The sequence below is a fragment of the Lunatimonas salinarum genome (assembly GCF_017811155.1).
In the GTDB taxonomy this organism is placed as follows: domain Bacteria; phylum Bacteroidota; class Bacteroidia; order Cytophagales; family Cyclobacteriaceae; genus Lunatimonas; species Lunatimonas salinarum.
Genome location: NZ_JACVCV010000017.1, coordinates 21309 through 44015, shown reverse-complemented (window position 1 = coordinate 44015; position 22707 = coordinate 21309). Strand labels below are relative to the sequence as shown.

Here is a 22707-nt window from a genome sequence, read left to right as displayed (position 1 = left end):
ACGGTTTTTCCATTTCGTTTTAGGTTTATAGGCAATTTGCAATTACGGCAAGTGGTCACTGAACCCGTATTTCATCAATAGCCATGTAACTGGTTTGTCCTGCCAAATGGTGTGAAGCAGGAATGGGAGACACGGATTTGATGGAGATCTTTAGAAATTTTACGCTCGAGGCTTGCAAAGAAATTGCGTAAGGAATTTTGTTCCTTCCCTGAACAGTAGCCAGGGGGTTTTCCATTTTTCCCAATGGTGTATATTCCTTACCATCTAGCGAACCCCATACTTCCACCTCGGCTGGGGGGTAAATACCTGAAATGGTATAACGTAATGCATCAAATGAAATCTCGGTTACATCTGTGGGTATTCCGAATTCAATGAGTATCGCAGAGTCGTTGGCAATCGCCTGCCAATTTGGATCTTCTTGTGCCAATTTTGCATAGTTCAAGTCGGTCAATTTTGGAGTCTCTCTAATTTTCGTTCCCGCAATTACCTGGGTTTTTTGGTTCGCTGCCTGATGAATTGGGAAATATATAATTGAGAGATTACCCAAGGGCCTATCCCCTCTAAAGGCCTGCGCCCGGACTTCTGCACTTTCCTGGATGGAAAATTTCCCATTATACTTGGTCGATTTGTTACTTGGATCGGTGCCATCCAAGGTGTACCTGATATCTAGATCTTCTACTTCGGTTTTAAGGGCGATTTCAATTTTTCCATCTGTAGCCTGATGATCTATCCACGGACTGATGGCACTTTTGGCATAACGGATATTTTGAGCGTCTAGCCTTTTGAACTGCGTGAAGAGACGTTCGGAAAAGTCCCCCCAGTCTTTGTTGGAAGGTTGGGTCCAGGCCGTTTCGGCGACTGCATAGAGCCTTGGAAAGGTCATGTAGGTCAACTTCCCCCAGTCGCTGATGGATTCTGTCCACATATTGCCCTGTACACCTTTCACTAGTTTTGACTCTTCTTCGGACAAGCCTTGGGGTACTACCGGGTTGCTGTATGCCGTTGAGAGTAGCAGTTCTGAATATCCCAAATTGGGTTCCAGATCCGGATGCCCTTGTTTTAAATCTAAATAACAAAAGGAATTAGGTGTCATGATCACCTCATGGCCCATTTTCACCGATTGAATGCCTCCAGCTTCACCCCTCCAGCTCATGACGGTGGCATTTGGGGCCAGGCCTCCTTCTAATATCTCATCCCAGCCAACCATTTTACGGCCCGCACGATTTATGATTTGCTCTAGGCGTCTGATGAAATAGCTCTGGAGTTCATGCTCATCTTTCAGTCCATTTTCCTTGATGGCCCGTTGTGCATGTGGGTCTATTCTCCACTGATCTTTGTTACATTCGTCGCCTCCTATGTGGATGTATTCAAATGGGAACAACTCCATGACCTCGTTGAGCATTTTCTCCGCAAAGAGGTAGGTTTCTTCTTTTCCGGGATTAAGTGTATTGTTTTTGACCACCCCTCCGGTGGCTACGTACTGTTCGCTGTCTACACAGCCCAGTTCCGGATAGGAGGCTACGATCGCCTGGGAATGTCCCGGCATATCGATCTCGGGAAGCACTTCAATGTAGCGTTCCTTCGCATAGGCGACTATTTCTTTGATGTCTTCTTGGGTATAGAATCCACCATAGGTAGCTTCTTCGCCTGGTTGTTGTTTTGGCCTTCCAAACCAGTTAGAGATAGTTTCATCAGTCACATTATGATCAACTCTCCAGGCGCCTACTTCCGTTAATTTGGGATAGGATTTGATTTCCACCCGCCATCCTTGGTCGTCGGTAAGGTGCCAATGAAACCTGTTCAGCTTGGACTCGGCCATGAAATCCAACACATTGAGCACTTGTTCTTTTTCAAAGAAGTGCCTTGACACATCAAGCATATATCCCCTCCATTCAAAGCGCGGTTCGTCAACAATATCCACTGCTGGTATTCCCCAGCGGACGTTGGTTTGTTTTTCTTCGAGGTAAAACGCAGTGGGCAGGAGTTGCCTTAAGCTTTGAAGGGCGTAAAAGAAGCCGGCTGCAGTAGCGGCATTTATCCGGATTTGCTCTTTGGTTACCTTAAGTTTATACCCCTCTGGTTTTAAAGAGCTATCGGTCACGAATACCACATCTCCCGTTTCTGCGTAGGTAATCCGGGGCTTCCAGTTCGCCACTTTTTCAAATTCACTGAAAAAATGATCTGCAATGGCCTCTTGTTTCTCATTTCCAACAGCAATCCGAGTGTTCTTATCGATTTCGAAAAAGCCGTCACCCAATTCCACTTTTTGTGGCTTAGGGATAATGGCTACCTCACCAACGGCGATCTCTCTCTCCGAACAGGAAGCCAACGAAATCAAAAACAGGAAACCAACGAAGAGAGTATTTTTTTTATTCATCTGTTTATAATTTGTTTTTTAGCGGTCAGATGGAATCTCGCATGGTTTCCCCGATAGCTATCGGGGCATCCCACTGTGTGACGGGTACGTAATGCTCGATTTCATGTTAAGGTAATTGATTGGATTACGTTCCCTTTTTGAGCGTTGAAGGTAGACTTTCGCTTACCCAAATTCCTTAATTGCACGGTAAATTTGGGTGTTGAAGAGCGCCTTTTCTCAAATCTTAACATCAAAATTAGGCGATTGCTGTCTGGAGATCTACTAGATTATTTTCAAAAAGCTGTATTTTTTTTGCATTCGTCCTGCCTAATTTTGGGTAATTTGCTAAATAGTGTATAGTTTGTTACTTTAACAGGTTCATTTTTCTAACCAAATTCAATAGGGGCAATGAAAGCACAATTAATTGGTAGATACATCAACGGAAACCAATCCGTAACTATCCAACACTATTCGTCACGGAACTTTTTAAAGATATGGCATTATCATCCTGAATATGAGTTGGATATAATACTTACCAGCAAGGGGACCAGATTTGTAGGAGATAGTGTGGATAAATTTATGCCTGGGGATATTGTCTTGTTGGGACAGAATCTACCTCACCTATGGCTTAATAACAATGCCTATTTTGAAGAGGGTTCCGCCTTGACTGCAGAAGCCATAGTCATACATTTCGGAGAGAAGTTTGTTTCCGGATTAGGCTTTATTCCCGAATTGGCAAAAATCCTTACGCTGATTACGAAGGCAGATTGTGGCATTGCATTCCGCGGCGCGGCCAATGAGGGGATAATTCAATCTGCAAAGGAAATGATAAAGTCATCCGGTCACCAAAAGGTGTTGTTTTTGATGGATATTTTGGCAAGGTTGAGTATTGTTGAAGAACACAGCCTGCTGTCAAGTCCGGGGTTTGTGAATTCGTTTTCTCAGATGTCAAAAAATCGGATGGGGCCTGTATATGACTTTGTGATCAGTAATTTTAAGCAAGAGATAAGGTTGGATACGGTCGCTGCGATTGCCAATATGAATTCCTCCTCTTTTAGTAGGTATTTTTCCCATTGCCACAAAAAATCCTTTACCCAATTCGTCAATGAAATCAGGGTAGGATACGCCTGTAAGTTGCTGATTGAAGATCATTATAATATCTCCCAAGTATGCTTTGAATCGGGATTCAACAATATATCAAATTTTAACCGAGTCTTTAAATCCTTAAAGAAAAGTACGCCATCTGAATATTTAAAGTTGCACTCGCTTAAGTAGCAAAATGAGTATGGAAGAGTGTCAATTTGGGTTGTCATGATTAAAAAACCATCCTTCTATTTGGTAAAAAATACCTGGTTTTTATAAAATCAAAGCTGAATTGCAAAAATAGTATCATATTTTGAAATTAGCTGATTAGAATCCTAGTACTGCTCATCCTATCTTGCATGCTTAACATACTAGTTATGCAAATGACTGTCGGATTTTGGGGTATTTTTATCGTTTTTCTTGTTGGTGCCTGTGCTAAACAAAGCGATCACAACGAAGATTTTAGGCTGGTTGTTGCTGGGAAGCCCTCAGCCACCATCATTGTATCTGCCAATCCGACTCCAGCCGTCCATTTGGCGGCGTTGGAACTGCAGCATCATGTAGAACGGATCTCGGGTGCGCGTTTACCGATCACATCGGAAGTTGATCAGGTGAAGGGATTCAAAATCCATATTGGCAAAACCGAATATTCCGATCAAAAAGGGATACATGACGGAGATTTTGGCGAACAAGAGTATTTAATCCTGTTTGATGAGGAAAATTTGCTATTATATGGTCGGGATTGGCTTCCCACTCCAGAGAATCGGGCAGAGAATGGGGTGGATATCCTCGCGATTTCCCTGAAGGATACCAGAGATCTCATTGACTATCACATGGCGATTAATGCCGGCAGTGAGGGGCCTTTGCAGATTGAGTTACCCGGCTTTTACGACCCTCAGGGAAGCCTTTATGCTACCTACGATTTTTTGGAAACGGCACTAGGTATCCGTTGGTACGGTCCGTCAGATTTTAACGTAGTGTACGACAAATCGGCGAATTTGTCCGTGAAACCTGAAAGCATGCGCAGAGAGCCTCAAATGAAATACCGGTATAGTACTGAAGTGGACGGCCCCATGATTTTGGCGCAGTATGGATACCCGAGTAAGGATGCCCTCGCTTTGTTCTATCGAAGAATGCGCAGAGGAGGCGAAAAGTGGGGGGCAAACCATACGTTGTCAAGTTTCCAAGATCGATTTCTGATTCCTGAGAGTGAACTATTCGAAGGACTACAGGAGGAGATTTTTGCTAAAAATCGCAGTGGTGGTCCTCATTCCCGGCAGCTTTGTTATACCAATGAATCCTTGGTCGATCAGTTGATTGAAGATGCGCGCGATTATTTTGACGGCGACGGAAGCAAAGGCCTGCAAATTGCGATAGGGGATTATTTTGCCATTCTGCCTTTGGACAACAATCAGTGGTGCCTTTGTGACCAATGCCAAGCCGTACTTTCGAGGGACTTCGAAAAGTTTACAGGGAATCATTTTAGCTCGGGAAAAGCCAGTAATTACATCTTTGGAATGATCAATCAGGTGGCCAAAGGGTTACAGGAAACCCATCCTGAAAAGAAAATTGCTACCCTGGCCTATCATGATAATAGTTACTATCCGGATCAGGTAGTGCTAGAACCAAATATTTCCGTTTCCCCTTGCCTTCACAATAGAAATTTTATGTCTCCCGAACTCAAAAGACATGAAATGGAATGGTACCGGGACTGGGTGGACAATGCCAAGGCGCCCGTTTATTTATGGAATTATAGTACTTTTCCTACCGAGAGAGGTGCTTTGGGCATTGGGAGTTATGACGGAGGTGGGCCTTGGAATGTTTTTCCCGGATTTAGTGCTCAGATTCAACACGAGTTAATAGACATGTACCATAAGGATGGTATTCGGGGTATTTTCCTCTGTGGCACCGGCGAGCAATTGGATTTTTATTTGGCCATGAAGCATTATGACGACCCCGATTTGGACTTGGATATTGCTTTAGATGAATTTTTTAATAGGTACTTTGGAGCAGCCGGAGAGCCAATGAGAAGATTCCACGACAAAGTGGAACAGGTATACAACGATTACTCCCGATATCCGGATCGGGTCAAGGGGGAGAACCATTTTCATCAGGATGAAGAACTGGCTTGGCAGTATCTCGGAACGGAAATAGTGATGCAGGAGCTTGAGAAGTGCATTCAGGAGGCCAAAAACGCCGCTCTGTCCCCCGTTGAACAGGTTCGTTTAGATACTTGGGTGGCAGGTGTTTGGGAGTATATGAAAAAAGGAAGAGCTGATTATCTCCAAAAAGTTGCCGGCAGTTAGTTTTTCCGATTGTTTGAGTGTAATATAAAAGTAAAATAAACCTACATATGATAACTATTAGAACACGCTTGGCCTTGCTATTTTTGGTAATAAATGTTTCATTCAGCGCCAATGCCCAGGAAAAGCTAAGAAGATCACAGAGTTTCTTTGGGTTTCATTTTGATTTTCATGCGACCGAAAAGGATAAGGATCTTGGAAAATTTTTTGATACGGGCTTATTGGATGAATTCCTCGAACGCACGAGACCGGATTACATCCAAGTGGACAGTAAAGGTCATCCAGGATACTCCAGCTATCCCACTAATGTAGGCTATTCAACCAACAGTTTTGTAAATGATCCCCTTAAAATCTGGAGAGAAGTCACCGATAAGCACAATCTGCCTCTGTATGTGCATTATTCTGGATTATGGGATGATAAGGCGATTGCACAAAACCCGGATTGGGGCCGGATTCATGCAGATGGTACGAAGGACAAAACCTATGCGGCCTATTTCAGCGATTACTCAAATAAGTTCTTGATTCCTCAAATCAAGGAAATGATAGATGAATACAGTATAGACGGTGTCTGGATTGATGGGGATTGTTGGTCTACGGGGCCCGACTACTCACCTGAACTGGTCAAGGGATTTTTAAAAGAAACCGGTTTGAAGGCAGTTCCCAAATCACCGGAAGAGGAGCACTACAAAAAATGGTTGGATTATAATCGGTCTGCCTATAGAAAATACGTAAACAACTACGTGACGGCGTTGCATGACCACGATCCTGATTTTCAGGTCGCCAGTAATTGGGCCTATTCCTCCATGATGCCTGAGCGAGTGGATGTTGGCGTGGATTTTCTCTCCGGAGATGTGTCGGGGCAAAATGGCATGTACAGTGCAGCTTTTCAGGCCCGATGCTTGGCATTGCAGGGCAAACCTTGGGATCTCATGGCTTGGGGCTTTGTAGCCATCGATTTTATGGGAGGCATTCATAGTCCCAAATCCTTGGTTCAATTGAAACAGGAAGCTTCTGAGGTTATGGCAATGGGCGGTGGTTTCCAGGTATATTTCCAGCAGAATAGGGATGCTTCCTTTCAGACCTTGGATGTGGAGGCTCTTGCTGATCTCGCCAGCTTTTGCAGAGCGAGGCAGCCTTTCAGTCAGCATAGCGAAACGATTCCGCAAATAGGCCTATGGTATTCCTTGGAAGGCTGGAAACAAAGTTATGATGGAGTTTATGGGTGGTCTTCCAATATGGAAGGCCTGACAAGTGCCTTTATGGATGGGCAGCATTCCATTGAAATACTGATGGATCACCACATGGAGGAGCGGTTGGAGCAATATCACACCATCGTCATACCGGAATGGAGCAGTTTTGACGAAGAGATCAAAGGAAGGTTGTTAAATCATGTGGAGAATGGAGGGAATTTATTTGTGATCGGAGCAAAGGCGGTTAGGGCATTTAGGAATGAATTGCAGGTAGATTTTATCGGTGCAGATTCCACTGCCCAGTTTAATATTGGAGACAGAGAGTTAGGCGGCATCGCTGGTTTAAGGACTCAATGGCAACCAGTTGCTCCTAGATCCGGGACAGAGACCATTGGCCATATATATCAACAAAGGGACTATCGATTTCCATCCGATTATCCGGTTGCTACCATCAATGCATATGGAAAAGGCAAAATCGCTGGGATCTACATGGATATGTCCACTCCGTACGCTACCTATCGCAACCCGGTATTCAACAACCTGATCAACGATGTAATGGAGCGACTGGTGTCCAACCCTACGCTTAAAGTGGAAGGCTCTGAGAAAGTCCACGTAGTTTTGGGGAAAAAGGACGAAGCTACCCTCATACATCTCATCAATTCGGACGGTGAACATTTCAATAAAAGTGTGCTTGCCTACAATGAACTTCGACCCACGCCACCATTACAGGTAACTCTAAATGTGGCTCAGAAGCCAAAGCAAGTAACCCTACGCCCCGACAATCAAACCTTGCCGTTTAATTATGAGGACAATACCTTGGTGATTCAGGCCCCTGGTATCGATGTATATGGAATCGTTGAAGTAGTTTATTAAACTCACCAGTCACCGTAGAGGGGGTGTTTCTGAAAAAACCAAGGCTCAAATAGGCAGGGGGGAATCTCCAGATCCCCTGACAATTGAAGCTGGGTTATCATTTCTCCGGTTTCGCCGACCAAGAGAAATCCCTGACTGTTTGGAAAAATAGATCTTGCGTAGGTGTGGCTGAGCCCAACCGGTGTCGTTTTTTGGAACCAATAGCTCCATTTTTTTGTGGGAGTTGCCGCTACGAAAAATCCAAGTTTTTCATAGTCTGCAGCACCTAACAAAAGTGGGGTTCCCGATGGTGTCACTATCAGATCAGAAAGGTGAGGATTAAGTCGGTGGAATTTGTCCGTGTGATCACCAAATGGTCCTATCAGAAAATTTTCGGCCACTACCTTTTGGTGGGGCGCCGCAACGCCATTTCTATCAACGATGGAATAGAGCCACTTCACCTTCTCATTAGCTGCGTAGGTGTAGGCCACTGCCAATCTTCCGTCCGGAGTTTCCCGTATCAGCGGAGGGATATATGATTCCTCAAGGCTTAATTGCCAATCCAGCTTGCCATCAGCGTCTACAAACCCAAGAAAAGGATTGTTGGTCTCTTCTTCGTCAAAAGTAATCCAAAAGCCGCCGGAAGCATGAGGGATAGCAGATCGGATGCTAAGTGGTACTTTTATTTGCTTCAACACAAGGCCATTTAGGTCGAAGGACACTAGTCCGGATATATTTGGTTGATCTGTAATCGTGACAAAGGCAAATTGCTTATTTATTTGGGAATAATGGGTGCTTAACCTAGTTTCAGCATGGCTAAGCTTTGCCTTTTTTAAGAGGTTTCCGGCGTTATCCATCGTTAGGATAATGCTGTTTATTTCGCCCTGATCCTGTAGGGAGCCTATACAGATCAATTCGGAGCCTTCCGTTACAACATATTCGATCATACCAAACCCCAGGTTTTTTACCCAATCCACGGAGCCGTCTGATGCCAGCTTCGTTATTTCAAATTTGGGCGCCTCGCCAAGTTTGGGAGTGCTCCAACAGATCAACTCATCGTTTCCAAGTAGGGAGTAATTATAATAGAAATGATCAGGCAGCTCAAATACCCTTTTTGAGCCTTTGATGGCTGTGTTGAAATACTTGAGCGCTATTTTTTTCGTACGAGAGGTCCTTGAATCAGTTTTTAACGTAGCCGTTACCGAGATTTCTTGATTCATGGTGATGTCAGCCGGCGCGTAGTAAGTTCCACCGTCATCGATTCTACCTAAGTTTGCCGGGTTAATCGTGAACGAAAAATCGGACGAGGAAAGGGGAGTGATTCCTTGGATTTCACTAGAGATGATGTCGTCATAGGCATAAACGGTGAATTGGCTGGTTTGGCCGTCACATAGCACGTCTTTTGCGGATACCAATACTATTCCACCATTGTATTTGGGCAAATCGTATTTTTCGTGGCAGGACAGGGGACAAATCGCAAGCCCAACAAAAAGCAAAATGTAGGAGCAGTTTTTCACGGCATACTTAATTTGTTGAAAATTAGGTAGTCGTGAGCGGAATCAAAAAAATCTATCCTTCAATAAAAATTGATTTCTGCCAATGAGTAAAATAATTTTTGCATTTTCTGCGGCAGGTATCTTAATCCATAGACGGAGCAGAAATTTTTCAGCCAGGGAATTGTGGTTTGCTTCAATCACTGAATGCCTTTGACACTATGCTTGCAGTCGTCGAAACAAAAATTTATAGAGAAAACCAGGGGCCGGATCGGCGTTTCCAACGTTTTTTTTAGAACAGGAAAAAGGCTATCTTTAAACATATAAAATCCTGATTTCAATGACAATGGAAGTATTAAAGCGGTTGATCAGTGTGGATGAATACCACAAAATGGCTGAGATTGGAATACTCAAGCCCGATGACCGTTTAGAACTGATAAACGGTGAAATATTTGAAATGACCCCTATCGGAAGTAAACATGCCGCAATTGTAGATCATTTAGCAATGAAAATGAATCAACTACTGTCAGGACAGGTTATCGTCAGAATTCAAAATCCGTTAAGATTGGGAGTAACGAATGAACCGGAGCCCGATATTAGTATCTTAACCTATCGATCAGATTTTTATGCTTCCGCACACCCCGTACCTGCCGATGTGCTTGCAATCATCGAAGTTTCAAATGCCTCTATCAAGTTTGATAGAGAAGTAAAAGCTCCGCTCTATGCCATTCACGGCATCCCGGAATATTGGATTATAGATTTGGAAAACAATCGTGTAGAGGTTTTTTCAAATGTAAAAGAAGGGACGTACTCGAAAACCAAGCTATACCTGCCGGGGGAGGAAATTAGCCTGATTGATAAAAAATTTGCGGTGAATGATGTGTTTATTTTAGGCTAGTGGCGTTCGGAGATTTACCGCGTGTTTTCCGCTCTACATAGAAATTAATTTCGATTCCAATCTGTTTTTTTTTCTACAGCAGGTACCCTACACCCTAGACAGGGAGGGGATTTTTTCCGCCCTGTCTAGGGTTTTCTGCCTCAGGGAATGCTTTTCACCCACACATTGCAATACCCTTCTGGAAGTTCCAGCACCACCTTCAGGTTTTGGTATTCGGTGCCAAGATCCAGGGTGGCAGAGGTATCCTTTAAGTCTACCTCACCCACTAGCCGGTAAATGTCTGAATTTCCGAAACGGAACTGATTCCCAGCGGTGACCCAGACTTTGGCGCGACCTTCGGTGTCGTATGCGTGCCAATTGAGCTGAAGTAAGTTGCCTTTTAATGATCCGCTAAGCCGATCTGCATGGGGTGTGCCCAGCAGGGAGATACCGTCTATCTCCATGGCTTGATTTTTGGGAATTGGTATGCCCATAAAGTCTGCCATCGTGGGCAGCAGATCGACTACACCGGGAATGGACCCCGCCCTATCATTTAGCGGTTGGCTGGAGACGATCCACGTAGCCCGCTCCGCGTCGGATTGCCCCCCATGATTGAAGCCGCCCTCTGCCCGTCCGTGATCGGTTGTGATTAACAGAAGCCATTCTTCGCCATAGCGCTTTTCCCGTTCTTGGATCGCCGACCAGATTTGGCCTACTTGCTTGTCCGCTTCCTGTATGGCATGATCCATTTGCTGACTTGCTCCGTAGCGGTGCCCCATGTCGTCTGTATACTGCAGGTATACCCAGGACAGGTCGGGGCCTTTTTCGAGGACGTCTTTGGCTGCATAGGCGGCTACCATTTTGTCTATTTCGTGGATGTAATTGCTCTGATCGTCGTGGGGAAAGCCCAACGTGTCGATTTCCAATCCATCAAAATGGTAATCCAGCTGCAGGTGGCCGGTTTCTGGCAGGTTTTCGCCTACTAATTTGGTCCTGTTGTCCAGCCAGGTAGAGTAGACAGCGGTCTTTTTGTGTGGGTAGGCCGTTTTGAAAAACCTAAAGACGGTCCAATAATGATAGTTGGGCTGGCGTATACTGTTGCCTTTTACATTGTGTTTGTTGTACCAAACGCCGGTCAGTAGGCTGTTGTATCCGACTGCCGAGATGGTAGGAGTCTCAGAGTAACCTCCTCGCATGCCGCCTACGTGGGAATGGAGATAGGCTCCCTTTCGGCTAATTTCATCGATTGCAGGGGTAGGGTTTTTCTCTAGCAACTCGCGTTGGATACCGTCCAAGATGATAAATAGTGTTTTCCTTTCTTGCGCAAAGGATGAGACATGTATCGTGCTCAACAGCACAACGAAAAATAGAAGGGAAAAAGGACGCTTCATATGTTTATAATTGTTTTTTCCATGGTGGTACTTTCTGCCTGTTGTAAGGCAGACATGATCCGGGTATCAAATTTCAATAAAAAACACCTCTTCCAACCAGTTGCGGAAGAGGTGTCGTTCAGGTGATGTTTATTCCCAACCGAACCGCTGTTCCAAGTTGCTGTTAAGGGTGACTTGAGAAAATGGTATAGGACGGTAATAGTATTTGGGATCAATGAATTGCCTTGGTGTTACTTCTGTCACCAAAGGACCTCCGTTGACACCATTCTTTAGGTAGACCGTGACGTTGTCTGCAAATTCGCCCGCTCGATAGTAGACCAACAGCATTCCCAGTGCATTACGTTCCTTTTCTGGATCCGGCGGAATGTTTTGGTCTCGTCCGATCAGGATAATGTCTTCGTGACCGTCGCCAGTCAAGTCGTATTTTCCGAGTCCTGGGAAATACATGCCTTCTGGAATGCGTTCCAAAACCTTTCCCGCCCCCCAGCGCATCAGGTCGTCGAAACGGTACCCTTCCAGTGCAAATTCTACCCTACGCTCTCTTCGGATTTCCAATAGCACTCCGGTATAGGACCCCGTGACAGCAGGGTATTTTTCCATTAAAAAGGGATCTGGGTTGTTGTTAGCCTGTGTCAGCTGCAAGGAAGGTAGCCCCGCACGGTTTCGGATGAGGTTTACCGACAAATCAAGGTCTGCTTGGGTAATTTCACCGAGTTCGGCTTTTGCCTCCGCAAAAGTCAATAGAGCCTCTGCATACCGGTACACCGGAAAGTCCAACCCCCCGATAGCGATGTTGTCGGTCGTATTGTTATATCCCTTTTGTTGGAAATAACCAGTAAAGTTTCTATTCATTAGCGGAATAAAGGGACTAGGTTCTGGCTGCCTTACCCATCCGGGATAAACCAATGTTTGAGAAAGGCGGGGATCGCGGTTTGTGAATTCCTCCACATATTGCATGTTTTGGTAATTGGGATTGTCCGTAAACCGGGTGCCATCGACCATTAAGTAAGTCTGAACTAAATCTCTGGAAGGGGATTGTTCATAAGTGCCAAATACGGTGAAGTTTATATTGCTGTTCCGATCTTTATTGATATCATATGGGTTTACCAAGATCACCTCGGTGTTGCCAATGAGGTCTTGGCTCTTGAACAAGGCTCCGTAATCCGTGTGAGGATTCCCGGTGGCATGCAACGAGAATTTCCCCGAATTCATGATTTCTGTTGCCAGGTCCTTTGCTTTCGTTAAAAATCCGGAGGCGGTCTGTTGTAGATTCAATTCTGGGTGATATTTGCGAAAGGTTCCCTCGTAGAGTGCTGTGCGCGCATAGAAGATTTTTACCGCCCACTTTCCAGGAGTCCCGGTGGGCACTTCTTCCCGCACGTGATTGGATGCAAACTCCAGGTCTTCCATCACCCGTTCCATCACATATTCTCGAGGGTCTTGGGGTTTGTACAGGTCTTCATCGGCTGGGTTTAATAGGTTACCGTACCATGGCACGTCTGAAAAGCGCTTCACCATGCCTATATAGAAAACCGCCCGATAGTACCTGGCCAATCCCTCATAATGATTTTTGGCCTCTGGAGTGGCGTTGGCACCCACCATGTTATCCAAAAAATAGTTTATATTTCTTAGTCTAGTCCAGTTCCACCCTCCGGTAATATTTTGAGAATTTGGGGAGCCCGTCATGATGGTCTTGATTTCAATCGCGGCGGTAGTGGCAAGGTTGTCACTGTTTTGGTCGGCTTGATACTGACCCACTCCGGGGAGTTCCAATAGCCCGTTTACGTAAAGCCTTAGGTCTTCTTCTGATTTGAAGAACTCTTCCGGTGCGATGGAAGTTTGTGGGTATCTGTCCATAAATTCTTCGTTACAGGCAGACACCATGAGGGCAAGAAAGCTAATGATGATATATTTTTTCATGATTAAAACCGGTTTAAAGATCAATATTTACACCTGCTGAATACCTGCGTTGGAAGGGGTAGGCCCAGCCATACCCATCGTTTACAGCTTCTGGGTCCACAAAATTCTTGATAGCGGAAAACTCGAACAGGTTTTCGCCCGTCACAAATACCCTTATCCGAGAGGCTTTGATTTTTCGGGTCACTTCCATGGGCAGTGTGTAGCCGATGGATAGGTTTTTTATTCGCAGGTAGGCAGCATTCAGTAAATATTGGGTTTGAGGAATGTCCAGACCTGCGCCATAGTTGGCGTCCGCCAGCCAGGATTGCAGCACGGGATAGGTAGAATCCAAATTTACATCGGCCAGTCCCGCATCTAAATAAGACTGGGAGTGTCTTGCCCGCATGGCATCTGAGTCGGCTTCGCCCCGGTAGAAATCCAGGTTCCACGGGTAGATATTAGCATAGGGTTGCTGATAGGGCCCCCAAAACAAATAGTGTCTGGGGTAATAATCTTGTCTTCCTATTCCTTGGATAAAAACGGAAAGGTCAAAACCTTTCCAAGAAGCATCCATGTTCGCACCGAATTGATACCTGGGTCGGCTGTTTCCGATGATGCTCAAATCTCTAGGGTCTTCTTCTGTTTGGCCTCTTTCAATACGGCCGTCATCGTTCAGGTCTCTGTATTTGGGCCATCCAGGTACGATATCCAATGCGCCCCAAGGTATGATGGCCGACTGGTTTAGTTGGCTAATTTCGTCTTCGTTCCGGAAATAGCCATCGTTTGTCAAGCCCCAGATTTCACCTATCTCCTGTCCTACGCGGTAGTTTGAAAACAACCTTTGTTCATTTTCAAACCGGGTAATCCAAGAGCGAGAATCCGATACAAAAACCTTGGAGTTAAATTGGATGGGGTCACTTCCAGTTGCAAATTGTGTGCGGTAGGATAGGGTTATTTCCCAGCCTTTTGTTTGGAGATCGGCGGCATTTTGCTGCGGAGGCGAAGTCCCCAATACCCCAGGAAGTTCCACCGGGTTTGTCAGCATGTCTTTGGTGTTACGTACGAAATAGTCGAATGATGCGAAAAACTTATCCTGCCAAAGTCCTAGATCTACACCAAAATTGGAGGTAATTACCCGTTCCCAAGTATAAAAATTGGGATCCACGGCCAAGGGTGGTGCCGATGTGATCACCAGTTGCCGGTCTCCATTAATCAAATAGCTGGAAAGTCCGGTAGGCAAGGCCTGAATAAAGCCAAAATTAGACACGTTTTGGTTGCCAAGGCTTCCATAGGAGGTTCTAAATTTCAGCGTGGGCGAAAGGTCCGTGTTTTGACCAGGGAAGAACGATTCGTCACTGACGATCCAAGATCCTGAAATTGACGGGAAAAAGCCCCAGCGGTTGCTGGAGGGGAATCTGGAAGAGCCATCGTATCTGCCGTTGAACTCCACGATATATTTATTGTTCAGCGTATAGTTTGCCCTTCCAAATAAGCTTTGGGTGGCATAGGAACTGTATCCCGGAGTTATAAACTGATCGCCAGTAGTGAGTCCGAGGTAGGGCAGGGAAGATGAAATCAACACCCTTCGTTCGGATTGTACAGAGCTATAGGTGTAACTTTCTTGATTGTACCCGCCTAGGAGGCTAATGGTGTGGCTTCCGAAGGTTTTGTTGTAATTGGCATACAAGTCAAAAATGGTGTTTTGCAGGGTGCCATTTCTTTCAGCCACCAATCCGTCACCGCCTTCGGTTCGGACATCCTCAGGGCCAAAACCTATATCAAATTTCCTTCTGTCCCAAGCGTATTTCCACTGCTCCCTTTTGAAGCTGGCGTTTCCAGTGATGGTCAGGCCACCATTTAGCAGGGTGCCCGTAGCCCGGATAATATTATGGAAACCGAACATATCCTCCCGATTTCGGCCTCCGTCATTCAAGCGAGCAGCTAATCTACCAGCATCTGTATTTGCCCAAGTACCATCGGGGTTTTCGGCAACTTCAATTGGCGTTAGGTAGTAAATATCGGTAATATTTGCCGCAGGATCTCCGCGTTCCGTTTGATATAAGTTCAGGTTGTTGTCCAGTTTTAACCATTTTTTCGGACTGGCACTAACCCTTGCCCGCAACGAATAGCGATCCCAGTAGTCTGGTACCAGCTTATTTAAGCCATTTTCTCGGGTGTAGTCTCCGGAGAGGTAGTAATTAATGGGCAGGTCGTTGGCATTCGCACTGCCGCTGATCGCAAGGCTTTGATTGGTGGAAAAACTGGATGCATTGAAAAAATAATCATACCAATCGTAGTTCCCCATATACGCCCATCGATTTGGGTTATTGGGATCGGTCCGAACGTCTTCTATAGATGGATCTTCAGAGCGCTCCTTGGCCCACTGGTAATGGGCATCATTGAAATTAATGTAGTTCCAAGGGGTATTGCTTGTCGCTTGATCCATCACTCGAGAGTAGATATAGGGATCGGTAATCGGACGGGGAAGCACAGTGGGCTTTCCCCAGGTGAAATTGCTGTTATAGCTGATGGTTTGTTTGGATCCACCGGTTTTGGTAGTGATGAGGATGACGCCAAAGGCTGCTCTAGCTCCATAAATGGCAGCAGAGGCGGCATCCCGTAGCACGGAGAAGGACTCGATATCTGAGGGATTCAATCTGAGAAGGTCCTCATAGGCCCCTGCCACACCGTCAATAACAATTAGTGGACCGCCTCCATTGATGGAAGTGAAGCCTCGGATGTTGATGTCCGGCACAGAACCGGGCCGCCCACCTGAATAGGTGATGTTTAGTCCAGGACTCGCTCCTTGCAATCCTTGCATGACGTTTGCCACCGGTCTATTGACCAATTGCTCGCCTCCGATTTGATCTACCGCTCCCGTGAGGTTGATTTTTTTCTGGGTACCGTATCCCACCACCACGACTTGCTCCAAGAGTGTTTCTTCCAGTGTCATGGTGACGTCCAGGTTGCTTCTTCCGGCCACTTTTATGGTTTGGGTTTCAAAGCCTATAAACGAAAAAACCAGCTCTACATCGCTTGAGCTGGTTTGAATGGTATACCTTCCATCAATGTCGGTAATGGCGACATTGGATGCATTGCGCTCATAAACGGAGACGCCAGGAAGGGGTAGGTTCTCCGCTTGATCTTTTACGATGCCGCTGACAGTGTGCTGGGCATACAAATTCATGGTCCCAATCAAAATAAAAAAGGCTACCCAGATCAGGATTGCCAAATAGTTTCTTTGAGACTTGGGTAAAGTTGTTTCCATAAGATAGCGTTTATTGATTTTCGTGCAAGTTAGTTGCTGGGTATTACTTCAAAATGAAGGGTATATTAAGAAATGTTTATTGAATGTTCATTCAATATTAAATAAAAGTTTTTTATTCGAGAAATATATTTTTATTTTTTTAAATTTGTTTTTGATACTGTTTGATGATTGACCTGTTGAGTATGAAGAATTCTATTAGGGCGGCGAGGGAATCGGAAATTGTAGAGGGTTTTTATAAACTGGCACAGGAGGTGGGGCTCGAAAATGCTTCCATCGCTAAGATTGCCAAGCGATTGGAGATCCCTCCTAGCTTAATCATGCACTATTTCCCTACCAAGGATATACTGATCCAAGAGTTGATTACATTTATTTTAGAACATTACCAACTAATCTACGAGCCCATCTTGACCCAATTGAGTACCTCCAAAAGCTTGGATGTCGACAATTTGGTAGAGCGGTTGTTTTCAAGAGAGTGGAATCTACTTTTTGATGATGGCGTATTTTACAGTTGTTATGCGCTCACCTTTCGCAATCCTACCATTCGAGAGGCCTACAAAGATCTTCATGGGGCACTTCGCCGAACCTTGGATGAGATTTTGCAGCAGGATCCGGTACTAGGAAAGGGCGATACAGAACGACTTGCCGAACAGATTTTTGTTGTAGTGGAAGGTGCCTATTACTACCTCGGAATGATTGATGATCGGGTAGAATATGCGACGAAGCTGGAGTTTTTCAAACAGCAGGTAATTGATCTGTTAAAGGTGGTTAGTGTTGGAGAATAGTGAGCTGCTATAGGTAGATTTTACGTATCAGGATTCCTTGGGGATCAGGGCTAATTTATAAACAGTTACTTGTCCAGCGCCATCCGACCTTTGGTAGGCGGTGTTTTTCAAGCCATAAATATACGAGTCCGTACTTTTGAAATGGATGATTTCTGAGACCTCTTGGGGGATTTCTATTTCATTGGACCACCCGTTTTTGTGGCTGAAAAATTTCAGCAGGTTACGTTGTAGGGATTTTAAGAGCCGGGGATCTGCCATCGGCTGCCTATCGACCTCCTCCTTCTCCAACCCTTCTCCATAGGTGACTGCAAATCCTCCATCAAATCCAAACAGACCGTCAATCACTGCCGGATACACACCGTCCATATTTCCCAGTGGAATGGGATTCGGAGTGACCTGTATAAATTTTTTGGCCTCAAGCGGGATAGATTGGAGCGGGAAATCCCCATTCTCCAACTGATAAATATGGATGACAGGCTCATTGTCTAATACAAAATACAACTCCTCTTCGAAAATGGACACCAAAATATAAGGGGTGTCATGGTAGGTGTCTTCTTGGAACTTGCTTTCGATGGCCAGTTTATAAACCGGATTTATAGTTTCCGTGCGAAGGTTGATACGTTCGAGTAGGTAGTTGTTTTTGAAATAGTTTTTTTCATACGGATTGGCGCCGTTTCTTCCCGGAAAGTATACAAAGACCTCATTTTCTTTGGACGCCATACTTTTGACGTTGCTTCGCATAGCCGGTAAGGTGGACTGAAAAGGCATTAGGATTTTGCGAGAAAGCGTAAGCGTACTGTCCAAGAGTCCGATTTCGCCGTTTAGGGACTGCAATAGTAATGAACCGTCGGGCCGATACAGCATTCCTACAATGTATCCCAACGCATTTGGCCCTTCCTCTTCGATCAAGGTAGTACGCAGGATGTTTCCTGTAGTATCAAACTCGGTAAGGGACACGTCTTTAAAATGGTAGAAAACACCCTTTTGCCCATTAAAAGCCACCCCGTGGACTTCCTTGCCAAAATCCACGGAAAACGAGTCAATTTTAATCAATTCCCAGCCTGCGTTGGGTTCGTCAACTGGGGAATACGACGAACAGGATACCACCAAAAAGGTGGAAAGAAATACGATAAAAAGGTGGGTAATTTCTTTTGTATGCATGCGCAAAAATACACTTTGCCCAAGCAGCAATCAAAGTGATAGAACAGGAAATTGTCTTCAAAAATTTACTAGATGTCCTCGTACCACTTTTCCTCAAATGTGTACGCACTTTGAACCTCTGATCTCAATACCCTGTATACCATCCAAAGTACAAGGATCGGGCTCGCTGAAAACATAAAAAGTATAATGGCCGTGTTCAAATTGACAAATATCGCAGTCAGGTAAATGAGTAGAAAACCGGTGACGGCATATACAGGAAATAGGAAGGAATTCATGGCTTTTTTTGATATTAAAAACCCTTATCCTTTGTAATTGTTTCCTTTATCATGCTCTTTTTAGTTACCTTTGTCGTAGATTCAACATGAATCCAATGGGGTATTTGTCACTTTGTAGAAAGGATCGTCATGCTTACGAGGACTAGTTCTTTGATCCGAATTGGGTTTTTGGTGTTTTGTGTTTTTGGGATTTTTCAAGTAAGCGCACGACAGCAGGAGGAACTCTACCCTTTGTCTCCCGTAGTTTCCGCCAGTTCAGTACACCAATCCGCCCTTCCAGGTTTGGCGACGGACGGGAATCTCCATACGAATTGGACCTCAGAAAACCCCCTGCCGGACCGTTACCTGGCGCAGGCACATCAGAATATTTTATTGGGAATACCTCTCGTGTCAGATGCGGCATTGAATTTGGCTGCGGCCACGGATGGAAATCTTCAAACAGCATCTTCTGCCATTCAACCGGTAAATGGGATGGCGAGGGTCAGCCTTAGTTTTTCTACACCTACCACTGTTCATTCCATCGGTGTTCGACTGGGTGGACTGAAGCAGCCGGTGACTCTGCGGTTGCAGTTGATAGGGGGTGATGTTCATGACATGACTTATCCCTTAAGCGCCAATTATCAGCATCTTCGCTTTACACCTGACCCTACTCAAATAAGCGGGATAGAGTTGATCAGCCCCGGGAGTTTTTTTATCTATGAGTTGGGTGCGACCCAAGTTCCTTTCCGGGAGTTTTTGACGTTTGACTTTCAGGAGGCCCATTGGATTAAGGAAATTCACACCAAGCACTGGGCGGGAAGTGGGAATGCAGTTAAATCCACCTTGTATGCCGGAAACCATCCGGACAGCCTGGTGTGGATTGCGGATTTGAATCCAGAATCTATTGACGTGACTAAAACCGTGCTGGAAAGCGCCGTTTGGAGCAGGTATCTCCGCCTAGAACATACCCTTTCCGTCGAAAATTACCGCAAGGTATCGGTATTTGAATTGACTGCCTTTGCCGAGACGCGGGAGCCGGAAACGCCGCCTGTTCAGCCTACGAACTGGGATCCAGATGCGGGTATACACGCCCCATTATCCAAAGGAGCTACGGCTTTGGCCAGTTCGTCTGTGTCCAACCCAGTTCATCAGCCGTTGGCAATACTGGATAATAATTTCGCAACTTCCTGGGTTTCCGACAATCCTTTACCCGATAGGTATTTGGCAAATCCCGATCAAAATGTCTTGTTGGGCCGTACGGGTATAGCCTCCAATTCGGTTTCCGTGACAAATGCCACCGATGGTGTGTTGGGAAATTTCACCCCGCTGATTCAAGGTACCTTGACAGCCCCTGCCTATTATCGCCTTGAATTGGAAGCGGTACCCATCCGACGCTTAAACCTAAGAGTCGGTTCCGGTTTGTCGTCTCCGCTGACTATCCAGGTCAGCAATGCACAAGGACAGATACACGAGTTTTCTCATCCCGCATGGACAAATGCCAACCTCCGCCATGTGGTAGAAATGGATTCGGTCACTGAGATTCTCGTGACCGGTTGGGCGGCATTTGCGATACAGGAAATCGGAGCCTATTCGAAGCCACTCACTGAGCATGTCACCGTAGATTTGGGGGAGATTCGGCAGGTTTCTTGGATCCGTACCAGGCATTGGAATGGTAGTAACAATTCTCTCCGTGCCCGTTTGCTGGCGGGACCTAGCCTGGAAGAGCTTACCTTGTTGGAAGAATTGGATCCTACCCGTCTCGATCAACAACAGGTTTATCTGGAAAGTCCCATATCCGCGAGGTTCGTTCGGGTGGAACACGATTTGGTGGATCAGGATTTCAAAAAGGCGACTGTGCAGGAAATTACCGTATACGACCGCTTTGGTACCTATGGGCCACCCCCACAGCCAAAGCCGCAGCAACGGAGTTTTGCGGAGTTATTTGGGTTAAATACCGTTTGGGCTTGGGGCACCAATAAGATACCCAGCTTACAGGGTTCGGATGAGGGTGCTCAGAAGTTTATTCGTGCCGCTTCGCAAGCGAGAAACTACCACAACATACACTGGGATACGACAGACCCTGATATCGTTCCTTCCTATAGTCCGGATAACCTCAACGTACACATGCAGTGGACACAGTGGCACCGGGAGTACCGGGACTGGAAAGACAAGGGGTTTGAGGTGGATGTGACCTATACCTTTGACCGTTTTTCTGAATCTGACTGGAGCTCACCATACGAATCGGCATGGGCGTTGGGGCAGGCCTTTGGAAAGGTGTATGGGCCGCGCAATTTGAATTTGGTTCGATCGGTAGAAATCGGTAACGAACCATGGAATTACAGCGACTCTACTTACATCCGGATATTGGAAGGGATGGCCAAAGGACTGAAGGAAGCGGATCCCGAATTGGTCGTTCTCCCGGCAGCACTTCAGGCGGCAGGGTGGGAGGCAGGCAACACCGGGGTCGGAAAAAACTACATGGGCTTTAAGCTAAGCGAGGCTGCTGCGTCCTACCTGGACGGGATAAACCTGCACGTTTACTCTTATGCGCGGGATGAAGCAGGTTTGCGAATTGCGGTACACCCGGAGCATCCGGAATCCTCCATGAGAGCGGTGTTTGCCGGCCTTCGGTTTCGGGATCATAATATGCCCGGGAAAGAGGTGCATGTTACCGAATGGGGCTGGGATGCTTCCAGTGCCAACGAGCAGGCAGTGAACACGGAGGCAGTCAGTGAGATGTCCCAGGCAGTTTATGCGCTCAGGGGGTTGTTTTGGCTTAGCCGTATGGGGGTAGATAGGGCGCACTGGTATTTTTATGCCAACGTGGATGTGGCAACTGGCAAGGCACCGCTCAACTACGACCGCTCGGGATTGACAGAGTCTCGACTGTTTAATTTTAGGGAAAAGCGCGCCTTTACGGCAGTGGAGTCGATGCAAAACCTTATGGGGGACTTGTTTTTTGATGGCATTATCCAAGAAAATGAGCAGGCATATATTTACGCCTTGCGGAATGCAAATGGAGAGCGGTCCCACTTAATAGCATGGAGGCCGGTGGTCGGAGAAGATTCCCTTTCAGTAAATGTGCCCTTATTTTATCCAGGAAACCTAGAGCGGGCTTGGTACCTCTCTGGATTGAAGCCGGACGGGGAAAGCGTACACATTCAGCAGGAGAATGGGCAATGGATGCTGCCGCTTTCTTCCATTCCTCTATTGATTCGCGCAAGCGATGAGGAACTCAACACGCCCGGCGCACATCCTCTCAAGCTTTGGGCCGAAGTAGAGAAGGATGAGATATCCCTTACACTAGCAGTAGGCAGTCCTTTGGAAGGTGGCGTTATCCCGCAGCTATGGTTAGATCAAAAGAGGGTTGAAAGGCCCGTAAAATGGGTTCAGACGGAGGAGTCGGTTTGGAGGGCTCGTATACCAAAAATGTCTCCGGGAAGCTATGTTTTTAGTGCTTCTACGGGGTACGGTACGGAGTCCAATTCGGTTACGGCATCGGTACGTCCTTGGTGTAGTTTGCACCCAAATCCCGTGTCCGAAAAGACGATTCTACAGCTTTCCCACCCCTTTGACGAGCCAAGTATCGTTCGTATTATCGGGCCCGATGGACAGGTACATAGAGAGTTTGAGCTGCCGGCCTATAGGCAGGAGTTAGCACTTCAGCTCGCTGGTCTCAGAAATGGACTATACATGGTCAGGTTGATCAACGGTTCCTTTCACAGCCAGACGAAACTTCTAAAGCAGTAGGGGCTGTACACCCAAAAGTCCGCAGCCATGTATATTGACTAAAGGGAA

Annotated in this window: 13 protein-coding genes; 6 read left to right on the top strand and 7 right to left on the bottom strand. The window is 46.0% G+C overall.

The annotated features are described in order from the left end of the window. Positions 1–55: 55 nt before the first annotated feature. A complete protein-coding gene (locus IAQ59_RS17865; RefSeq protein ID WP_209332213.1) occupies positions 56–2377 on the bottom strand; it encodes a beta-N-acetylhexosaminidase in 2322 nt (773 codons plus the stop codon). Positions 2378–2764: 387 nt separating this feature from the next. On the opposite strand from IAQ59_RS17865, the gene IAQ59_RS17860 reads away from it, so the two are divergent. The 3 genes from IAQ59_RS17860 (at position 2765) to IAQ59_RS17850 (ending at position 7805) form a co-directional block, all read left to right on the top strand. Then, positions 2765–3631, top strand: a complete 867-nt coding sequence (locus IAQ59_RS17860) for an AraC family transcriptional regulator (protein ID WP_209332212.1) — start codon at positions 2765–2767, stop codon at positions 3629–3631. A 185-nt stretch (positions 3632–3816) separates the two neighbouring features. Then, a complete protein-coding gene (locus IAQ59_RS17855) occupies positions 3817–5745 on the top strand; it encodes a DUF4838 domain-containing protein (protein ID WP_209332211.1) in 1929 nt (642 codons plus the stop codon). A 47-nt stretch (positions 5746–5792) separates the two neighbouring features. After that, on the top strand, positions 5793–7805 hold the full coding sequence (locus tag IAQ59_RS17850) for an alpha-L-fucosidase (protein WP_209332210.1): 2013 nt from the start codon (positions 5793–5795) through the stop codon (positions 7803–7805). 2 nt (positions 7806–7807) lie between these two features. Here the strand turns inward: IAQ59_RS17850 and IAQ59_RS17845 are convergent, their stop codons facing one another. Beyond that, positions 7808–9301, bottom strand: a complete 1494-nt coding sequence (locus tag IAQ59_RS17845) for a hypothetical protein (RefSeq protein WP_209332209.1) — start codon at positions 9299–9301, stop codon at positions 7808–7810. Positions 9302–9617: 316 nt separating this feature from the next. Between IAQ59_RS17845 and IAQ59_RS17840 the strand changes: the two genes are divergently transcribed. Continuing rightward, positions 9618–10175 (top strand): Uma2 family endonuclease, encoded by a 558-nt coding sequence (locus tag IAQ59_RS17840; protein ID WP_209332208.1) that lies wholly within the window; start codon positions 9618–9620, stop codon positions 10173–10175. A 140-nt stretch (positions 10176–10315) separates the two neighbouring features. On the opposite strand, the gene IAQ59_RS17835 is transcribed toward IAQ59_RS17840, so the two are convergent. The 3 genes from IAQ59_RS17835 to IAQ59_RS17825 all read right to left on the bottom strand — a co-directional run bounded on the left by IAQ59_RS17835 (position 10316) and on the right by IAQ59_RS17825 (position 16712). Further along, positions 10316–11545 (bottom strand): alkaline phosphatase family protein, encoded by a 1230-nt coding sequence (locus IAQ59_RS17835; protein ID WP_209332207.1) that lies wholly within the window; start codon positions 11543–11545, stop codon positions 10316–10318. Between the two features lie 129 nt (positions 11546–11674). Beyond that, a complete protein-coding gene (locus IAQ59_RS17830) occupies positions 11675–13465 on the bottom strand; it encodes a RagB/SusD family nutrient uptake outer membrane protein (RefSeq protein ID WP_209332206.1) in 1791 nt (596 codons plus the stop codon). Between the two features lie 13 nt (positions 13466–13478). Further along, positions 13479–16712, bottom strand: coding sequence for a SusC/RagA family TonB-linked outer membrane protein (locus IAQ59_RS17825; RefSeq protein ID WP_209332205.1), 3234 nt, complete (start codon positions 16710–16712; stop codon positions 13479–13481). A gap of 182 nt (positions 16713–16894) precedes the next feature. Between IAQ59_RS17825 and IAQ59_RS17820 the strand changes: the two genes are divergently transcribed. Beyond that, positions 16895–17494 carry a TetR family transcriptional regulator gene (locus IAQ59_RS17820; protein ID WP_209332204.1) on the top strand — a complete coding sequence of 200 codons (600 nt, stop codon included), beginning with the start codon at positions 16895–16897 and terminating at the stop codon, positions 17492–17494. A gap of 27 nt (positions 17495–17521) precedes the next feature. Here the strand turns inward: IAQ59_RS17820 and IAQ59_RS17815 are convergent, their stop codons facing one another. Together IAQ59_RS17815 and IAQ59_RS17810 are read right to left on the bottom strand one after the other, a co-directional pair. Further along, on the bottom strand, positions 17522–18655 hold the full coding sequence (locus IAQ59_RS17815) for a hypothetical protein (protein WP_209332203.1): 1134 nt from the start codon (positions 18653–18655) through the stop codon (positions 17522–17524). 68 nt (positions 18656–18723) lie between these two features. Next, positions 18724–18930, bottom strand: coding sequence for a hypothetical protein (locus IAQ59_RS17810; protein ID WP_209332202.1), 207 nt, complete (start codon positions 18928–18930; stop codon positions 18724–18726). A gap of 129 nt (positions 18931–19059) precedes the next feature. On the opposite strand from IAQ59_RS17810, the gene IAQ59_RS17805 reads away from it, so the two are divergent. Further along, positions 19060–22659, top strand: a complete 3600-nt coding sequence (locus IAQ59_RS17805) for a T9SS type A sorting domain-containing protein (protein WP_209332201.1) — start codon at positions 19060–19062, stop codon at positions 22657–22659. Positions 22660–22707 lie beyond the last annotated feature (48 nt).

Bases quoted from the DNA above. Each gene is read 5' to 3' on its own strand.
- IAQ59_RS17865 (WP_209332213.1), bottom strand. From the start codon at position 2,377: ATGAATAAAAAAAATACTCTCTTCGTTGGTTTCCTGTTTTTGATTTCG.
- IAQ59_RS17860 (WP_209332212.1), top strand. From the start codon at position 2,765: ATGAAAGCACAATTAATTGGTAGATACATCAACGGAAACCAATCCGTA.
- IAQ59_RS17855 (WP_209332211.1), top strand. From the start codon at position 3,817: ATGCAAATGACTGTCGGATTTTGGGGTATTTTTATCGTTTTTCTTGTT.
- IAQ59_RS17850 (WP_209332210.1), top strand. From the start codon at position 5,793: ATGATAACTATTAGAACACGCTTGGCCTTGCTATTTTTGGTAATAAAT.
- IAQ59_RS17840 (WP_209332208.1), top strand. From the start codon at position 9,618: ATGACAATGGAAGTATTAAAGCGGTTGATCAGTGTGGATGAATACCAC.
- IAQ59_RS17835 (WP_209332207.1), bottom strand. From the start codon at position 11,545: ATGAAGCGTCCTTTTTCCCTTCTATTTTTCGTTGTGCTGTTGAGCACG.
- IAQ59_RS17830 (WP_209332206.1), bottom strand. From the start codon at position 13,465: ATGAAAAAATATATCATCATTAGCTTTCTTGCCCTCATGGTGTCTGCC.
- IAQ59_RS17825 (WP_209332205.1), bottom strand. From the start codon at position 16,712: ATGGAAACAACTTTACCCAAGTCTCAAAGAAACTATTTGGCAATCCTG.
- IAQ59_RS17820 (WP_209332204.1), top strand. From the start codon at position 16,895: ATGAAGAATTCTATTAGGGCGGCGAGGGAATCGGAAATTGTAGAGGGT.
- IAQ59_RS17815 (WP_209332203.1), bottom strand. From the start codon at position 18,655: ATGCATACAAAAGAAATTACCCACCTTTTTATCGTATTTCTTTCCACC.
- IAQ59_RS17810 (WP_209332202.1), bottom strand. From the start codon at position 18,930: ATGAATTCCTTCCTATTTCCTGTATATGCCGTCACCGGTTTTCTACTC.
- IAQ59_RS17805 (WP_209332201.1), top strand. From the start codon at position 19,060: ATGCTTACGAGGACTAGTTCTTTGATCCGAATTGGGTTTTTGGTGTTT.